Source organism: Streptomyces europaeiscabiei, assembly GCF_036346855.1.
In the GTDB taxonomy this organism is placed as follows: Bacteria; Actinomycetota; Actinomycetes; order Streptomycetales; family Streptomycetaceae; genus Streptomyces; species Streptomyces europaeiscabiei.
This window is the reverse complement of record NZ_CP107841.1, coordinates 7,500,903-7,518,656: the sequence shown is the minus strand read 5'-3', so window position 1 is coordinate 7,518,656 and position 17,754 is coordinate 7,500,903. Positions and strand designations below refer to the sequence as shown.

The window sequence follows — 17,754 nt, the reverse complement described above, 5'->3', positions numbered from 1 at the left end:
TCGATCTCAGATGCTCAGGTGCTCAGAGCCGGAAATCCGGAGATCCTCAGAGCTGGAGCCCTGTCAGGACCATCACCCGCTCGTAGGTGTAGTCGTCCATGGCGAAGCGCACACCCTCACGCCCCACACCGGATTGCTTGGCCCCGCCGTACGGCATCTGGTCGGCGCGGTAGGACGGCACGTCACCGATGACCACGCCGCCGACCTCAAGCGCACGGTGGGCGCGGAAGGCGGTCTGCAGGTCGTGGGTGAAGACGCCCGCCTGGAGGCCGTACTTGGAGTCGTTGACAGCGGCGAAGGCCTCGGCCTCCCCCTCCACCTTCCGCACGGTGAGGACGGGCCCGAAGACCTCCTCGCAGGAGATCGTCACGTCGGCGGGTACGTCGGCGAGGACGGTCGGCGCGTACGAGGCGCCGTCTCGCTTGCCGCCGGTGAGCAGGGCGGCCCCGGCGTCGACCGCCTCCTGGACCCACGTCTCGACCCGCTTGGCGGCGTCCTCGCTGACCAGCGGCCCCACGTCGGTCGCGCCGTCGGACGGGTCGCCGGTCACCTGCGCCTCGACCGCGGCGACGATGCGGGGCAGCAGCCGGTCGTACACGGAAGCGTCCGCGATCACCCGCTGCACGGAGATGCAGGACTGGCCGCCCTGGTAGTTCGAGAAGGTCGCGATGCGGCCGGCGGCCCAGTCGAGGTCCTCGTCGCTCGCGTAGTCGGCGAGCACGACCGCCGCGCCGTTGCCGCCCAGCTCCAGCGTGCAGTGCTTGCGCGGCGCCGAGTCCATGATCGCGTAGCCGACCTTCTCGGACCCGGTGAAGGAGATCACGGGCAGCCGCTCGTCCTGGACGAGGGCGGGCATACGGTCGTTGGCGACGGGGAGGATGCTCCAGGACCCGGCGGGGAGCGCGGTCGCGGCCTCCGCGAGCAGGTCGCCGATGACGAGACCGGAGAGAGGGGTGGCCGGGGCGGGCTTCAGGACGATCGGTACACCGGCCGCGATCGCCGGGGCGATCTTGTGGGCGCAGAGGTTGAGCGGGAAGTTGAAGGGCGCGATACCGAGGACGACGCCCTTGGGGAAGCGGCGCGTGAGGGCGAGCCGCCCCTGTCCGCCCAGGTCGGTGTCGAGCCGCTGCGCCTCGCCGCCGTTGAACCGCCGGGCCTCCTCGGCCGCGAACCGGAACACGGACACCGCCCGGCCGACCTCGCCCCGCGCCCACTTGATCGGCTTGCCGTTCTCGGCGGAGATCAGCTGCGCGATCTCCTCGGTCCGCTCGACGAGACTCCTGCTGACGTGGTCGAGAACGGCGGCCCGCACATGCGCCGGCGTCGCCGCGAACTCGTCCCGCACGGCGTACGCGGCGGCCACGGCCTCTTCGACCTGCTCGTCCGTCGGCACGCTCACCCTGCCGACCAGGCGGCCGTCCCAGGGCGACGTCACATCGAACGTGGTCTCACCGGTGGCCTGACGGCCGGCGAGCCAGAAGGCGTGGGTGGCGGTCATAGTCGATCCCGGCCCTTCGGTGGGTAACACATTGTCGGCTTCCGGCTCCACGGTAGGGCCGGGGCGACGGGGGGTCGCTTGTCCGGCACGTATGAGTGCGGGCAGGGGTTGCGCCGGATTGGAGGGGTGAGTCGCCGGGTGCGGATCCGGTGGAGGCTGCCGGCGCAGTTCCCCGCGCCCCTGAAGGGCCGGGCCCCACGCCCTTGAAGGGCCGGGCTCTGCGGGCCTGAAGGGCTGGGCTCTGCGGGCCTGAAGGACCAGGCCCCGCAGGCCTGAAAGGCATCGGTCCTGCGGGCCGAAAAGCACGGGGCGCAGCCCCTGCTTTTCAGGGGCGCGGGGAACTGCGCGAGCAACCACGACGGACCCGCGGCCGGGGGTCGAAGGGGCACCGCCCTTGAGGATGGGACGGGTAGGGGCGGCGGGGGCGAAGGAAGCCCCCTATTCCCCCGCCGCAGCCGTAGCCTTCAACGCCAGCCACAGCTCCATCCGCGCATCGGGATCGTCCAGCGAACGCCCCACGATCTCCTCCACACGCCGCATCCGGTAACGCAGGGTGTGCCGGTGAACCCCCAGATCGGCGGCAGCCGCATCCCACTGCCCGTGCCGGGACAACCACGCCCGCAACGAGGCGACCAGATCCCCCCGCCCGGTCGCGTCGTGTTCACGCAGCGGCCGAAGCAGACTGTCGGCGAAGGCCCGCACCGCGTCGTCACCGAGCAGCGGCAGCACGGACCCGGCGGCCAGCTCCTCGTGCTCGACCAGACACCGCCCACGCCGCCGGGCCACGGACAGCGCCTGCTCGGCCTGCTTGTACGCGGCGGCGGCCGCGATCGGCCCGGCGGGCGCGGACAGCCCGACGACGAGTTCCTCCTCCTCGGCGGAGACGGATACGGGGACGGCCACGGACGTGGGGGCGGCGACGGCCCCCGGATCCCGTCCGGCCGCCCGCGACGTCTCCAACGCCACCGCGAACTCCCCGCACGCGGCGACCGCCGCACCCCCGTCCACGGCGAGTATGACGAGCCGCTCCCCGTCGGGAACGACGAGCACGGCCTCCCCGGCCCGCGCGGCAGCGGCCTCCACCACCTCGACGAGCTGCCCGAGCAGATCACCACCCGAGCCGACGGACACCGAGCCGACGGACACCGAGCCGACGGACACCGACCCGCCGACCCCCGACCGCCCACCTTCCACAGCCCCGGCACCGGGCCCGGACCCGCTCCCCGACCCGGCCACAGCCCCGGACCCGGAGGCCTGCCCGCCCCCCACCCCTGAACGGACCCCGGCCCCGACCCGGGCCCCGGCGGCGTTCCCGCCCCTGGCCGGACTCGCGGCCCCAGCCGCTCCACCGGCCCCGGCCGCCGCCCCCTCCACCCGTGCCCGCGCCGCGGACGCCGAGGCGGACTCCGCGAGGACCAGCCGGAACGGGGCGTCCAGCAGCTCCCCGCACAGATCCCCGGCGACGGCGCGCGCGTGGTCGCACTCCCCGGCCAGCAGCATGCGCAGCACGGCTGCGCCGATCCGCTGCTCGGCGGCGTGCAACGCACGCGACCGTTCCGTCGTGAGCGTCAGCAGGGCGATCGCGGAGTGGACGGCGTACCGCTCGGCCGTGCCGAGAGCCGCCGCCGTGCCGACGGCCAGGGCGGCACGGGCCCGGCGCCCCGCACCCAGGGAGTGCAGTTCGACGCGGTCCTCGCCGCCCACGACCGCGCTGGCCGGCGCGGGCCGGTCCCGTAGCCGTTCGACGTCGGCGGTGAGCCGCCCGGCCCTCCGCTCCGCCCAGTCGGGCGCCACCGCGACGACCGCACCGGAGGCGTCGTACAGGGCAGCCCATCCGTCGACCTGCGTGGCGAGCGAGCCGAGCAGCCCCTCGGGGCCACCGGTCAACGCCTGCCTGGTGAGTTCCCGCTGCGCGGCGAACCCCGCCGTGACCACCCGGTACTGCTCGGCGGCGATGGCGGCCGACACCGCCTTGCTGATGGCGAGGAAGGGCGTACGCCGGGGCACTTCCAGCAGGGGCAGCCCCTCCCCCTGCGCCGCGGCGACGAGCGCCTCGGGGATGCGCTCGTAGTGCACCCCGACGGCGAAGCCGAGCCCGACGACCCCGGCGCCCACCAACCGCCGTACATAGCGGCGCATCGCCTCCGGATCCTCCGCGTCCAGCTTGAGCGCGGTGATCAGCAGCAGCTCCCCGCCCTCCATGTACGGCACGGGATCGGCGAGCTCACTGGCGTGCGCCCAGCGCACCGGCACGTCCAGACGGTCCTCGCCCGCCCGCACGGTCAGCTTGAGCGCGGAGTGGTGGACGAGCGAGGCGAGCGTGAGGGGCATGTGACCTTCAGGTCGACGTCAGAGACGGAGGCGGAGTAGGAGTCGGAGTGGGAGTCGGAGTCGGGCTGCGTGGCGCGCATCGACATTTGGCCGCCGCGTATGAACGACCTGTCCCGATTCTGCCTCACCGTACGATCACAAGCCCCACGCACCGCATACCGAGTGGCTCAAATCGAACGCCGTACACGACGGCTCCCCGGTGGCTCGGCTCAGCCCCGCAGATCCACCAGCAACGGCGGCGCGTGCTCGCCCCGCACGTTCGTCAGCGACAGCACCGCGTGGCCCGGCGGCACACCGTGCGCCAGTTCGGATGCCGACCACCGTTCCCGTTCGACCTGGCGCACGGTCACGGCCCGCGCGGTGGGTGCGTGGCCGGTGATGGCGCGGCGCAGCGCGTGCCAGGCCTTGCCCGCCGGGGAGTCGGCGATGATCTGCCGGTCGGTGACGTCCCGCGCCTCGGTCCACTCCTTGCCCCAGACCTCGGCGAAGTCCTGCCCGTCCCACGGGGTGAGCCCGGACAGTGCCATCCGGCAGCCGGTGGCACCGAGGAGCGGCCCGCGCAGCGGCCGGGGCACGTCGTCGAGGGTGCGCAGGGTGAGGACCGTGCCCGCGTTGGTCGAACGCAGCCGCTGGATGGCGCGTACGGCCTCCGGCGTGACGACCCCGGTCGCGTCGTCCAGCACGAGGCAGGCGAACAGCGACCGGTCCTCCCGTACGGCGACGCTCGCGGTGAACTGGGCCAGAACCAGCCGCGCCAGGATGCGCGAGGCGTCGGCGTGGCCGCGCTCGGGGAGGTCGATACGGACCCGTACGGGGTGGTCGAGGGCGCGGAGGGAGAAGGGCCGGGACTGGCCGGAGGTGTCGAAGAACCCGGCGAAGGCGGGCCGGTCGAGGAGGGCGACCCGGTCGGCCAGTACGCCGCTGACGTCCCCGGGATGCCCGAGCTGACGTTCCCGCGCGTCCAGTTCGCGCAGCAGCGACTCCTGTCCGGCGTTCTGGAGGGCCTTGCGCAGCTCGCCCAGCGGGCCGGGCGAGCCGTCCAGCAGCTGCCGCAGCTGCGGCACCGACGGGAAGCGCCCGTGCACCGCCCGGAACGGGCCGAGCAGCTGGGCGAGCACCGTGGTGGAGCGCCGGCTGTCGCCGCCGGGGTGCGGGTCGGTGAGGTCGCCGACGAGCGCCTCCGCGAGGACGGCCGCGGCCTCGTCGGGGTCCGTGGTCCCCCCGTAGAGGTCGAGGTCGTGGACGGACTCCGGGTTCCCGATGCGTACGACGACGTCGTAGGCGTCCGCCGGTCCGAGCCCGGCACCCGCCGCGCCCACGACCACCACCGCGGCCCGCCCGGCGAGCGCGTGCAGACACAGCGACTCGGCGACGGGCCAGACGACACTCCCGGTCTTGCCCGATCCGGCGGGCCCGACGGCCAGCAGGGACGTGCCGAGCAGTTCGGGACCCAGGGCGAGGCCCGTGCCCCGGTAGGCGTACGGGTTGCGCGGGTCGTCGACGGTGCCGCCCAGGCGGACCTGTCCGGTGACCATGTCGTGCCTGGCGAGCCGTCCGGGCAGGTCCCGCTCCCCGGAGGGGTGCAGACACGCCGCCGCGCCGTCCTTCAGCACCGCGCCGGTGAACGTCGCCAGACTGTGCCGCCCGCTCCGCACGCCCTGCCAGGCCCGCATGATCCGGGCATGATCCACGTCCCGCATGAGCCCGGCCTGCGCCTCGCCGACCAGCCGCTCGGCGGCATCGACGGCCCCGGCCTCGCGGAGCTGGTTCCACCGGGCGGGGTCGTCCTCGGGCGGCGGTGCGGCCTGACGCTGCTGCGGCCGCCGGAAGCGCGGAGCGCCGTACCGTCGCCAGACCTCGCCCCAGCGGCCGAGCCGTCCGACACCGATCAGGATCGTCAGGGCGACGACCGTGTACCAGACATAGCTGAGGACCACCGCGGAGTACGAGTGGGCCGGCGCCCAGGAGTCCGGGATCATCGCGAAGAGCGGCACGAGCCACCAGCCGCCGAGGTAACCGTTCCAGAGCAGGGACCAGATCAGCCAGCCGACGAGGAAGGCGATCAGGGCGCCGCCGAGCAGCTGCCGGGCGGGGACGGTCTCCGGCTCCTCCGCCGGCCGCGGCCGGTGCCCGAACCGCCACACGCCGGGTGCCGCGTCGGGTCGCGGCGTCCGCAGCCAGGACAGGAAGGCGCTCCCGTCCGGCCTGGGCGGCGCTCCCGGGGTTCCTGCCGGCATGGGTGGCAGGGGAGGCGCCGCGGGCATCTCCGGCGACCCCGCCGGACGCGGCACGGGATTCGCCTGCGTGCCTCGCGCGTCCCGCGTTCCGTCGCTGTTCATCGCGCCTGCCCCCTGACCAGCCGTTCCGTCCACCATCAGCGAGCCAATCTAACGCTCCCGCAAGGGGAGTTCACCGTTTACGCGCCCGGGCGGCCCCCTGCGCTCACCGTATTACGCGGCCGGGCGCACACCCGTGCCCACCGTTGCTCCATGTCCAACGCGGACAAGACGAACCCTCGACAACGCCCACATGGAGCATGCCCACCCTCCGGTCGCCGCCCTAGCCTGCGAGAAAAGAGAAGGCAAGCCGTCCGAAAACACCCTCACCGGTCGGCGCGAGCGCCGACCCGCCCCCGTACGTCCCATGACGTACACACGCACGATCACCAGGGAGCTCCCATGACCGCCCTTCCGCCGCTTCCCCAGGAGCGCCGCGTAGTCACCGCCATCCCCGGACCGAAGTCCCAGGAGCTGCAGGCTCGTCGTGTCGCCGCTGTCGCGGCGGGGGTGGGGTCGGTGCTGCCGGTGTTCACCGCGCGCGCGGGCGGCGGCATCATCGAGGACGTCGACGGCAACCGGCTGATCGACTTCGGCTCGGGCATCGCCGTCACCAGCGTCGGCGCCAGCGCCGAGGCCGTCGTGCGCCGGGCCGCCGCCCAGCTCCAGGACTTCACGCACACCTGTTTCATGGTCACGCCGTACGAGGGCTACGTCGCCGTCGCCGAGGCCCTGGCCGAGCTGACCCCGGGCGACCACGCCAAGAAGTCCGCGCTGTTCAACAGCGGTGCCGAGGCCGTCGAGAACGCCGTGAAGATCGCCCGGTCGTACACCAGGCGGCAGGCCGTGGTCGTGTTCGACCACGGCTACCACGGCCGCACCAACCTCACGATGGCCCTGACCGCGAAGAACATGCCGTACAAGCACGGCTTCGGCCCGTTCGCCCCCGAGGTGTACCGCGTCCCGGTGGCGTACGGCTACCGCTGGCCGACCGGTCCGCAGAACGCGGGCCCCGAGGCCGCCGCGCAGGCCATCGACCAGATCTCCAAGCAGGTCGGCGCGGAGAACGTGGCCGCGATCATCATCGAGCCGCTGCTCGGCGAGGGCGGCTTCATCGAGCCGGCCAAGGGCTTCCTGCCCGCGATCAGCAGGTTCGCCGCCGACAACGGCATCGTCTTCGTCGCCGACGAGATCCAGTCCGGCTTCTGCCGCACCGGCCAGTGGTTCGCCTGCGAGGACGAGGGCATCGTCCCGGACCTGATCACCACCGCCAAGGGCATCGCCGGCGGTCTCCCGCTCGCCGCCGTCACCGGGCGCGCGGAGATCATGGACGCGGCGCACGCGGGCGGCCTGGGCGGCACCTACGGCGGCAACCCCGTCGCCTGCGCGGGCGCCCTCGGCTCGATCGAGACGATGAAGGAGCTCGACCTCAACGCCAGGGCGAAGAGCATCGAGGCGGTCATGAAGGCCCGCCTCACCGCCATGGCCGAGAAGTTCGACGTCATCGGCGACATCCGCGGCCGCGGCGCCATGATCGCCATCGAGCTGGTCAAGGACCGTACGACGAAGGAGCCGAACCCGGAGGCGACCGCCGCGCTGGCGAAGGCCTGCCACCAGGAGGGTCTGCTGGTCCTGACCTGTGGCACCTACGGCAACGTGCTGCGCTTCCTGCCGCCGCTCGTCATCGGCGAGGACCTCCTGAGCGAGGGCCTCGACATCATCGAGCAGGCGTTCACCCGCGTCTGACGTTCGGCGCACGGTGGGCGAGCGCCCCTTTGTGCGGGGCGCCCGCATACGGAATCTCCCATCCGCCTCCGACGTCCCACGCTTCCCGGAACCGGAATCCGATCCCGGATTCCGGTCCCTGTGGACAAGCGTCAGAGCACGTGAAGAAGGTGTGCAAGGTGCATGTCGGGTCGCGATTCCGGCTGTCGTCACCGCGTTCCCTGTCGTAGGTTCTGACGCAGATGAGAGATACACCCCGCCCACAGGGGACTGTGGGCGACACCGGGTCGGGGCCTCCCCAGCTTCGCCCTGGTCGTGCCCTCGCGCACACACCCGGAGCTTCCGGCTCCGGATCTCCTCACCGATCGGACGGCCGCCCGCCCCAAACCCCCCGGGGCGAGCGGCACACCGATCCGGTCGGCCGCCCCCGAACCACCCCCCCTGTTCGGGGGTGGCCGACCACCCCCTCCGGCCGCCCTGCCGTCCTCCTCCTTCTCGGCACCCCGGCCCTCCTCTTCGCGCTGATCACCTGGCAGGTCCTCGCGCACGGCCCACTGGCCCGCGCGGACGAACGCCTCAGCGACTCCCTCGTCCACCGGGGCGCCCCCACCCAGTTCCTCGCCGACCTCGGCAACATCACGGTCGCCGTCCCGGCCCTCGCCCTCGCGCTCCTGTACGTCGCGTGGCGTACGCGTGCCACCGGTACGGACCACTGGTGGCGGCCCTCCGCCGCGGCGGCCCTCCTCCTGGCCGCCGTACCGCTCTGGGTGATCCCGCTGAAGGAGTTCATCGCCCGGTCGGGCCCACCGATCATGGGCCCGGGCACGGGTTTCTACCCGTCCGGCCACACCGCGACCGCCTCCGTCGCGTACGGCGGTGCCGTCCTGCTTCTGCTGCCGTGGCTGCGCGGCGCCCCCGCGCGCCGCGCGGTCGTCGTCCTCGCGGTCGTGGTGAACATCGGGGTCGGCTTCGGCCTGGTGCGCCAGGGCTACCACTGGCCGCTCGACGTGGTGGCGAGCTGGTGCGTGTGCGCGCTGCTGCTCTCCTCGCTGAGGCTGCTGCTCTCCTCGCGGTGGTTGCGGGTACGCCGGGGTCCTGCCGGGTGACGTCCGCGTCGGCCGCACGGGTGGCCGACGAGAGCGCGGTGCGGCCGGGGGACGGCCGCCGTCACGTCGTGGGGCTGTCAGCCCCCGGTCACCGGTCCTCGTCCCTGGCCAGGCTCGCCGCCGCCTCGTGCATAGCCAGTTCGAGCAGTGCCGGGTCGGTGAGAGTGCCGCTGCCGTCCGGCGGGATCAGCCAGCGGACTCCGCCGGTCTGCCGGCCCGGGTACGGCACCACGATCCAGGTGCCGCGGCCCGCGCTGCGCACCCCCGTGCCGAGCCACCGCGCCGCCGTGCCCGGCGGTACGAAGAAGCCCATGCGGTCGTCGCCGAAGTCGACGAGCACGGGTCCGGGCTGGTCGATGATGCGGGTCAGCACGTCGAGCGTGGGATAGCCGAGCAGGCCCGGCAGGATCAGCACGTCCCAGGCACTGCCGGCCGGAAGCAGGGCGACCCCCAGGGGGTTGCGCTCCCACTCCCAGCGACAGGCCTCGGGATCCGGTGATACGGATGCCAGCCACTCGGCCGCCGTCTTGGCCCCAGTCATGACAGGGACCTTCCTCTCTCTAGAGCTCCGTCGGACGCGGTTTCGCGTCAGGAGCACAGACAGAGGTTGCGGCCGGGCATTACGCGGGTTCCGACCACTTCTTGGTGGTGAATGGGGTAATACGGCCCAGCAGGGCGCACGCCTGTTGATCACGTGCGCGCCTTCACGCCCCGCTGACCTGTGGATTCCGGTCTCTTCGCGCCGTCAGCTGTCGAAGCCCAGCCCCAGCCGGTCCATGGCCTTCAGCCACAGGTTGCGACGGCCGGCGTGGGAGTCGGCGCGGGCCAGGGACCACTTGGTGAGGGCGATACCGGTCCAGGCGAACGGCTCCGGCGGGAACGGCAGCGGCTTCCTGCGGACCATCTCCAGTTCGGTGCGCTCGGTGCGCTCGCCCGCGAGCAGGTCGAGCATGACGTCGGCGCCGAACCGGGTGGCGCCCACCCCCAGCCCCGTGTATCCGGCCGCGTAGGCGACTCTGCCCTGGTGGGCGGTGCCGAAGAACGCCGAGAAGCGGGAGCAGGTGTCGATCGCGCCGCCCCAGGCGTGGGTGAAGCGGACGCCCTCCAACTGCGGGAAGCAGGTGAAGAAGTGCCCGGCGAGCTTGGCGTACGTCTCCGGCCGGTCGTCGTACTCGGCGCGCACCCGGCCGCCGTACTGGTAGACCGCGTCGTAGCCGCCCCAGAGGATCCGGTTGTCGGCGCTGAGCCGGAAGTAGTGGAACTGGTTGGCCGAGTCCCCGAGCCCCTGCCGGTTCTTCCAGCCGATCGACGCCAGCTGGTCGGCGGTCAGCGGTTCGGTCATCAGGGCGTAGTCGTAGACGGGGACGGTGTACGCGCGGACGCGCTTGACCAGGCTGGGGAAGATGTTCGTGCCGAGCGCCACCTGCCGGGTACGGACCTGGCCGTAGGGCGTGCGGACGGCCATTCCGGCGCCGTACGCCTTCAGGTTCAGCGCGGGGGTGTGCTCGTAGACGCGGACGCCGAGGTTCAGGCAGGCACGCTTGAGACCCCAGGCGAGCTTGGCGGGGTGCAGCATGGCGACGCCCCTGCGGTCGTGCAGGCCCGCCTGGAAGGTGGGTGAGGCGACCTGGTCGCGGACCGCGTCGGCGTCCAGGAACTCGATGCCGTCGGCGAGGCCCTTGCGGGTGATCTCGTCGTACCAGTCGCGCAGTTCCCAGGCCTGATAGGTCTCGGTGGCGACGTCGATCTCGCCGGTGCGTTCGAAGTCGCAGTCGAGGCCGTGGCGGGCGACCGCCGCCTCGATCTCGTCGAGGTTGCGGGCGCCCAGTTCCTCCAGCTTGTGGATCTCGTCGGGCCAGCGGGCGAGGCCGTTGGCCAGGCCGTGGGTGATCGAGGCGGCACAGAAGCCGCCGTTGCGGCCGGAGGCGGCCCAGCCCACCTCGCGGCCTTCCAGCAGGACGACATCACGCCCGGGGTCGCGCTCCTTGGCGATCAGCGCGGTCCACAGCCCGCTGTAGCCACCGCCGACGACCAGCAGGTCGCAGCTCTCGGCGCCGGTGAGCGCGGGCTCGGGGTGGGGCTTGCCGGGATCTTCGAGCCAGTACGGCTCCGGCTGTGCGTCGGCCAGTGACTTCGTCCAACGGTTCATGGCGCTTGGGGCCATGATTTCAACTCCCTACAGAGCCAACAACGGCTTATGCTTTTTGCCTTTTCCTGCGGTTACCGATGGCCATTCCGGCCACCACGAACAGTACGGCGATCAGGAACATGGCCGTACCGATGACATTGATCTGGACGGGTGTTCCGCGTTGTGCAGATCCCCAGACGAACATGGGGAAGGTGACGGTCGAGCCCGCGTTGAAATTGGTGATGATGAAGTCGTCGAAGGAGAGCGCGAAGGCGAGCAGCGCGCCCGCCGCGATACCGGGGGCTGCGATGGGCAGGGTGACCCGGACGAAGGTCTGGACGGGACCCGCGTACAGATCGCGCGCGGCCTCCTCCAGCCTCGGATCCATCGACATCACGCGCGCCTTGACGGCGACGACGACGAAGCTCAGGCAGAACATGATGTGGGCGATGAGGATCGTCCAGAATCCCAACTGTGCACCCAGGTTCAGGAAGAGGGTGAGCAGTGAGGCGGCCATCACGACCTCGGGCATCGCCATCGGGAGAAAGATCAGCGAGTTGACGGCGCCCCGCGCGCGGAAGCGGTACCGCACCAGCGCGAAGGCGATCATCGTGCCGAGGACCGTCGCGCCGAGGGTCGCCCAGGCTGCCAGCTGGAGGCTGAGCGAGAGCGAGCCGCACAGGTCGGCGACACCGCACGGATCGGTCCAGGCGGCCGTGGAGAATTCCTGCCACTTGTAGTTGAAGCGGCCCTTCGGCTGATTGAAGGAGAAGACCGTGACGACGACGTTCGGCAGGAGCAGATATCCGAGCGTCAGCAGTCCCGCGATGACGACGAGACGGCGCTTGAGCCATTTGACGAAGGCCATTTAAACCAGATCCTCCGTCCCTGACTTGCGAATGTAGACCGTGACCATGAGAAGAATCGCGGCCATGAGGATGAACGAAAGGGCCGCCGCCGTCGGATAGTCGAGGATCCGCAGGAACTGGCTCTGGATGACGTTGCCGATCATCTGGGTGTTGGTGGAGCCGAGGAGTTCGGCGTTCACGTAGTCGCCGCTGGCCGGGATGAAGGTCAGCAGCGTGCCGGAGACGACGCCCGGCATGGAGAGCGGGAACGTGACCCTGCGGAACGTCGTGAACGGCCTCGCGTAGAGGTCGCCGGCCGCCTCGTGCAGTCGCCCGTCGATGCGCTCCAGCGAGGTGTAGAGCGGCAGGATCATGAACGGCAGGAAGTTGTAGGTGAGGCCGCAGACCACCGCGAGCGGCGTGGCCAGCACACGGTCCCCGGCCGTGAGGCCGAGCCAGCTGGTGACGTCCAGGACGTGCAGGGTGTTGAGGGCGCCGACGACCGGGCCGCCGTCCGACAGGATCGTCTTCCAGGCGAGGGTGCGGATCAGGAAGCTGGTGAAGAACGGGGCGATCACCAGGATCAGGATCAGATTGCGCCAGCGGCCCGCCCGGAAAGCGATCAGGTACGCCAGCGGATAGCCGAGGAGCAGACACAGGAGCGTCGCCGAGCCCGCGTAGAGCACCGAGCGCAGGAACTGCGGGTAGTACTCGCTGAGCGCGTCCCAGTAGGTCGCGAAGTGCCAGGTGACCTGGTAGCCGTTCTCCAGGGAGCCCGTCTGCACGGACGTGGAGGCCTGGTAGACCATCGGCATCGCGAAGAAGACCAGCAGCCAGACGAGGCCGGGCGCGAGCAGCAGATACGGCGTCCATCGGCCTCGCCTGCCGGGCGGTTTCCCGGTGGTCGGGGCGGGCGCCGGGGGCGGTGGCGCCTCGGCTTCGGTGAGGGTCGACATCAGAGCGCCGCCCCTTCGTCCACGCCCGCGGAGCCCGCTGTCCCGGCAAGCAGGGACTGTGCGGCGTCCAGGCCGAAGGTGTGCGCGGGGTTCCAGTGCAGGACGACGTCGGCGCCGGGGACGAGCCGGGCGTCGCGGTCTATGTTCTGGACGTAGACCTCGAACTCGGGGCAGACCGAGCTGTCGATCACGTACTGCGTGGAGACACCGATGAAGCTGGTCGCGGCGATCTTCCCGGTGATGCGGTTGCGGCCGACGGGGATCTCCCCGGCGTCGTCCGCGTGCGTGAGGGTGATCTTCTCGGGGCGTACACCGACGAGGACCTTGCCGCCGGTCGAGGTGGGCGCACTGCAGCGCGCCTCAGGCAGCACGAGCTTGCCGTCGCCCGCCTTCAACACGATGTCGTCGCCGCTCCTGGAGTCCACCTCGGCCTCGATGAGGTTGGAGGTGCCGAGGAAGTTGGCGACGAAGGTGGTCCGCGGGTTCTCGTACAGGTCGGCGGGTGAGCCGAGTTGCTCGACTCTGCCGCCGTTCATCACGGCGACCGTGTCGGCCATGGTCATGGCCTCCTCCTGGTCGTGCGTGACGTGGATGAAGGTGATGCCGACCTCGGTCTGGATGCGCTTCAGCTCCAGCTGCATCTGGCGGCGCAGCTTGAGGTCGAGGGCGCCGAGGGGCTCGTCGAGGAGGAGGACCTTCGGGTGGTTGATGAGGGCGCGGGCGACGGCGACGCGCTGCTGCTGGCCGCCCGACAGCTGATGTGGCTTCTTGCGCGCCTGCTCGCCGAGCTGGACCAGCTCCAGCATCTCCCCGACCTGCTTCTTCACGCTCTTGATGCCGCGCCGGCGCAGACCGAAGGCGACGTTCTCGAAGATGTCCAGGTGCGGGAAGAGAGCGTACGACTGGAAGACGGTGTTCACCGGCCGCTTGTACGGGGGCAGGTTCGTCACGTCGTGGGTGCCGAGGAAGACGCTCCCGCAGGAAGGTTCCTCCAGGCCGGCGATCATGCGCAGGGTGGTGGTCTTGCCGCAGCCGGAGGCGCCGAGCAGGGCGAAGAAGGAACCTTCCGGCACGGTCAGGTCGAGCGGGTGCACGGCGGTGAAGGAGCCGTAGGTCTTGCCTATACCGGAGAGGCGGACGTCACCGCTGCCGTCGTCCGTGGTCTTCTTGCTGGTCATCGTCCTTCTCACGCCCCTGTCAGCTTCGCGAACTTCTCTTCGTACGCCGTCTCTTCCTGCTGGCTGAGGGAACGGAAGGCGTGGGACTTGGCTGCCATGGCCGCGTCGGGAATGATCAACGGGTTGTTCGCCGCGTCCGGGTCGATCTTGGCCAGCTCCGCCTTCACGCCGTCGACGGGGCACACGTAGTTGATGTACGCGGCGAGTTCGGCGGCCGGCTTCGGCTCGTAGTAGTAGTCGATGAGCCGTTCGGCGTTGGTCTTGTGCCGGGCCCTGTTCGGGATCAGCAGGTTGTCCGTCGAGGTCATGTAGCCGCTGTCGGGGATGACGAAGTCGACGTCCGGGCTGTCGGCCTTGAGCTGGACCACGTCACCGGCCCAGGCGATACAGGCCGCGAAGTCGCCCTTGCTGAGATCCGAGATGTAGTCGTTGCCGGTGAAGCGGCGGATCTGACCGTTGTCGACGGACTTCTGGAGGCGGGCGATCACCGCGTCGTAGTCGTCGTCGGTGAACTTCGCCGGATCCTTGCCCATGTCCAGCAGCGTCATCCCGATGCTGTCGCGCATCTCGGAGAGGAACCCGATCCGCCCCTTGAGCTTCGGGTTGTCGAGCATGTCGGAGACCGACTTCACCTCCTCGCCGTCGAGCGCCTTCTTGTTGTAGGCGATGACGGTCGAGATGCCCTGCCAGGGGTAGGAGTACGCCCGGCCCGGGTCCCAGTCGGGGTTGCGGAACTGCTGGGAGAGGTTCATGAAGGCGTGCGGCAGGTTGGACGCGTCGAGTTTCTGGACCCATCCGAAGCGGATCAGCCGGGCCGCCAGCCAGTCGGTGACGCAGATGAGGTCGCGACCGGTGTCCTGACCGGCGGCGAGCTGCGGTTTGATCTTGCCGAAGAAATCGACGTTGTCGTTGATGTCCTCGGTGTACTCGACCTTGATGCCGGTGCGTCGCGTGAACTGGTCCAGGCTGGGGTGGCGCTTGCCGGTGTCGTCGATGTCCATGTAATCGGTCCAGTTGGAGAAGTGGACCTTCTTCTCCTTGGCCGAGTGGTCCTCGGACGAGACGGCCGAGGTGTTCTTCGCCGCGGGGATGCCGCAGGCGCTCAGCGCGCCGAGCCCGCCGATCGCGAGTGCGCCGCCGGTTGTGGCGCGCAGCAGCGAACGACGGCTGAGGGCGGCCCGGCCGTTCCTGAGGCTGCGCCGCATGGCGGCCACCTGGGCCGGGGACAGGCGGTCGGGCTCGAACTGCTCCATGCGCGTGGTGCCCTTTCGGAGGTGCCCTTTCGGGAGGGTGGGCGGGGGTCGGCCGGGGGTCGGGCGGCCGGTCCCCGGACTGGCTAGCGGTCCCCGAAGATCGTGCGGTGCCAGTCCTTCCTGGCGATCGCCGTATTGTCGAACATGACGTGCTTGATCTGGGTGTACTCCTCGAACGAGTACGCGGACATGTCCTTGCCGAAGCCGGATGCCTTGTAGCCGCCGTGCGGCATCTCGCTGATGATCGGGATGTGGTCGTTGACCCACACGCACCCGGCCTTGATCTCCCGGGTGGCGCGGCCCGCCCGGTACACGTCCCGGCTCCAGGCGGAGGCGGCGAGCCCGTACGGGGTGTCGTTCGCCAGCCGGATGCCCTCGTCGTCGCTGTCGAAGGGCAGGACCACCAGCACCGGTCCGAAGATCTCCGACTGGACGATCTCGCTGTCCTGGGACGCGTCCGCGACGAGGGTGGGCCGGTAGTACGCGCCGTTCTCCAACTCCCCCCGGGGCGCCTCGCCACCGGTGACCACGCGCGCGTACGCGCGTGCCCGCTCGACGAACCCGGCGACACGGTCGCGCTGGACGTGCGAGATCAGCGGACCGAGGTCGGTGCCCGGGGCGAAGGGGTCGCCGAGCCGGACGGTCTCCATGAGGGCGGCCGTCCGCGCGACGAACTCGTCGTAGAGGGGCCTTTGCACGTACGCGCGCGTGGCGGCCGTGCAGTCCTGGCCGGTGTTGATGAGGGCGCCCGCGACCGCGCCGTTGGCGGCGGCCTCCAGGTCGGCGTCGTCGAAGACCACGAACGGGGCCTTGCCGCCCAGCTCCAGATGGATGCGCTTGACGGTGGCCGTGGCGATCTCGGCCACGCGCCTGCCGACCGCCGTGGACCCGGTGAAGGAGGTCATGACCACGTCGGGATGCCCGACGAGGTGCTCACCGGCCTCCTTGCCGGTCCCGGTGACGACGTTGATCACGCCGTCGGGGATCCCGGCGTCCGTGGCGGCCTGTGCGAACAGCAGCGAGGTGAGCGGGGTCGTCTCGGCGGGCTTCAGAACGATCGTGTTGCCCGCCGCGACCGCCGGAAGGATCTTCCAGGCCGCCATCTGGAGCGGGTAGTTCCAAGGCGCGATGGAACCCACCACACCGATGGGCTCACGGCGCACGTAGGAGGTGTGGTCGGCGGAGTACTCGCCGGCCGACTGGCCCTGCAGGTGCCGGGCGGCGCCCGCGAAGAACGCGGTGTTGTCGATGGTGCCGGGCACGTCGAACTCGCGCGTCAGCTTGAGCGGCTTCCCGCACTGCAGGGACTCGGCCCGCGCGAACTCCTCCGCCCGGTCGGCCAGGACCGCGGCGAAGCGGTGCAGCGCGTCCGACCGCTCACCGGGTGTGGTGGCGGCCCAGCCCGGGAACGCCGCGCGGGCGGCTGCGACCGCCGCGTCCACGTCGTCCGTGCCGGCCAGTTCGTAGGTGAGGACCTCGTCGCCTGTCGCGGGGTCGACGACCGCGTGGGTGCGTCCCGATGTGCCCTTCGTCAGACGGCCGGCGATGTACTGCGCGCCGGCCGCGAAGCGGTCCTGCGCGGGGAATCGGTCCGGGGTGGCGGTGCCCGGGTTCTGCATGTCGCTCTCCTCCGCCGGTGCCCCCTTCTGTCCCCGGGGGCGGGTGGCGTAGCTCCGGCTCGATTTGAGTGCCGATCCTGACAGAGCCATGCGGCGCCAACAAGTGATTCCGTTGTTGCCTTTTGGTTACGCGACGGAATCTGTCGACCAGGTGTCGAGTCGGCACGGAAAATCAAGGACGGATTGTCAGTGGTGGCTGACAGACTCGTCGGCATGGAGAAGATCGATTCTTGGGACACGCTCACAAAGGCGGTCCAGTCGGGGGCAAGGGTCAAGTACCTGCACTTCTGGGGGCACCGGCCACGGCCCGACGGCCGGATCGGCGCGAGCTGTCTGAGCCAGTGGTGGCCGTCGCCGTTCACGGTGGACGGGGTGGAGTACGCGACGGCCGAGCACTGGATGATGGCGTCGAAGGCCCGGCTGTTCGGGGACGCGGAGGCGGAGCGCAAGGCCGTCGCCGCGTCGAGCCCCGCGCAGGCGAAGAAGATCGGGCGGCTCGTGCGCGGCTTCGACGACGGCGTGTGGCAGCGGGAGCGCTTCGCGATCGTCGCCGAGGGCAGCGTCCACAAGTTCGCCGCCCACGCCGACCTGCGCACGTTCCTCCTGGGCACGGGCAACCGCGTACTCGTCGAGGCCAGCCCCCTCGACCGCGTCTGGGGCATCGGTCTCGCTGCGGACGACGAACGCGCCATGGACCCCGCCCGCTGGCGGGGCCCCAACCTGCTGGGCTTCGCACTGATGGCGGCCCGGGAGAGACTGCTGAGCGGGGTCGACGCCTGAGCACTCCGCCGGAAGCCCGGTAACCCACCACCTGCGGGGGCTACGTGACCGATCAC

At 70.9% G+C, this 17,754-nt stretch carries 13 protein-coding genes; 3 read left to right on the top strand and 10 right to left on the bottom strand.

Annotated features, from left to right (window positions below; translation table 11 throughout):
• Positions 1–46: 46 nt before the first annotated feature.
• The 3 genes from OG858_RS33005 to OG858_RS32995 form a co-directional block, all read right to left on the bottom strand.
• Positions 47–1,498: an aldehyde dehydrogenase family protein gene (locus OG858_RS33005; RefSeq protein WP_319066718.1), complete on the bottom strand. Its 1,452-nt coding sequence runs from the start codon at positions 1,496–1,498 to the stop codon at positions 47–49.
• 438 nt (positions 1,499–1,936) lie between these two features.
• Positions 1,937–3,829: a PucR family transcriptional regulator gene (locus tag OG858_RS33000; protein WP_319066717.1), complete on the bottom strand. Its 1,893-nt coding sequence runs from the start codon at positions 3,827–3,829 to the stop codon at positions 1,937–1,939.
• A 209-nt stretch (positions 3,830–4,038) separates the two neighbouring features.
• Positions 4,039–6,168, bottom strand: a complete 2,130-nt coding sequence (locus OG858_RS32995) for an ATP-binding protein (protein ID WP_086751394.1) — start codon at positions 6,166–6,168, stop codon at positions 4,039–4,041.
• Between the two features lie 339 nt (positions 6,169–6,507).
• On the opposite strand from OG858_RS32995, the gene gabT reads away from it, so the two are divergent.
• Positions 6,508–7,851, top strand: coding sequence for a 4-aminobutyrate--2-oxoglutarate transaminase (gene gabT / locus OG858_RS32990; protein WP_327745008.1), 1,344 nt, complete (start codon positions 6,508–6,510; stop codon positions 7,849–7,851).
• Between the two features lie 221 nt (positions 7,852–8,072).
• Positions 8,073–8,936 carry a phosphatase PAP2 family protein gene (locus OG858_RS32985; RefSeq protein WP_319066716.1) on the top strand — a complete coding sequence of 288 codons (864 nt, stop codon included), beginning with the start codon at positions 8,073–8,075 and terminating at the stop codon, positions 8,934–8,936.
• Between the two features lie 88 nt (positions 8,937–9,024).
• On the opposite strand, the gene OG858_RS32980 is transcribed toward OG858_RS32985, so the two are convergent.
• The 7 genes from OG858_RS32980 to OG858_RS32950 all read right to left on the bottom strand — a co-directional run bounded on the left by OG858_RS32980 (position 9,025) and on the right by OG858_RS32950 (position 16,918).
• The gene (locus tag OG858_RS32980) at positions 9,025–9,477 is read right to left on the bottom strand and encodes a hypothetical protein (RefSeq protein WP_319066715.1); all 453 of its coding nucleotides are present in this window, start codon (positions 9,475–9,477) and stop codon (positions 9,025–9,027) included.
• A 204-nt stretch (positions 9,478–9,681) separates the two neighbouring features.
• Positions 9,682–11,100, bottom strand: coding sequence for an NAD(P)/FAD-dependent oxidoreductase (locus OG858_RS32975; RefSeq protein ID WP_319066714.1), 1,419 nt, complete (start codon positions 11,098–11,100; stop codon positions 9,682–9,684).
• A 31-nt stretch (positions 11,101–11,131) separates the two neighbouring features.
• Positions 11,132–11,932, bottom strand: coding sequence for an ABC transporter permease (locus OG858_RS32970; protein ID WP_328544190.1), 801 nt, complete (start codon positions 11,930–11,932; stop codon positions 11,132–11,134).
• The gene (locus OG858_RS32965) at positions 11,933–12,868 is read right to left on the bottom strand and encodes an ABC transporter permease (RefSeq protein ID WP_086746576.1); all 936 of its coding nucleotides are present in this window, start codon (positions 12,866–12,868) and stop codon (positions 11,933–11,935) included.
• Positions 12,868–14,046: an ABC transporter ATP-binding protein gene (locus OG858_RS32960; RefSeq protein ID WP_319266354.1), complete on the bottom strand. Its 1,179-nt coding sequence runs from the start codon at positions 14,044–14,046 to the stop codon at positions 12,868–12,870. The genes OG858_RS32965 and OG858_RS32960 overlap by 1 nt, the downstream gene beginning before the upstream one ends.
• An 8-nt stretch (positions 14,047–14,054) precedes the next feature.
• On the bottom strand, positions 14,055–15,299 hold the full coding sequence (locus tag OG858_RS32955) for a polyamine ABC transporter substrate-binding protein (protein ID WP_319321141.1): 1,245 nt from the start codon (positions 15,297–15,299) through the stop codon (positions 14,055–14,057).
• 83 nt (positions 15,300–15,382) lie between these two features.
• On the bottom strand, positions 15,383–16,918 hold the full coding sequence (locus OG858_RS32950; protein WP_319321967.1) for a gamma-aminobutyraldehyde dehydrogenase: 1,536 nt from the start codon (positions 16,916–16,918) through the stop codon (positions 15,383–15,385).
• 213 nt (positions 16,919–17,131) lie between these two features.
• Here OG858_RS32950 and OG858_RS32945 point away from each other — a divergent pair, with 213 nt between their 5' ends.
• Positions 17,132–17,698: an NADAR family protein gene (locus OG858_RS32945; protein ID WP_179201494.1), complete on the top strand. Its 567-nt coding sequence runs from the start codon at positions 17,132–17,134 to the stop codon at positions 17,696–17,698.
• Positions 17,699–17,754 lie beyond the last annotated feature (56 nt).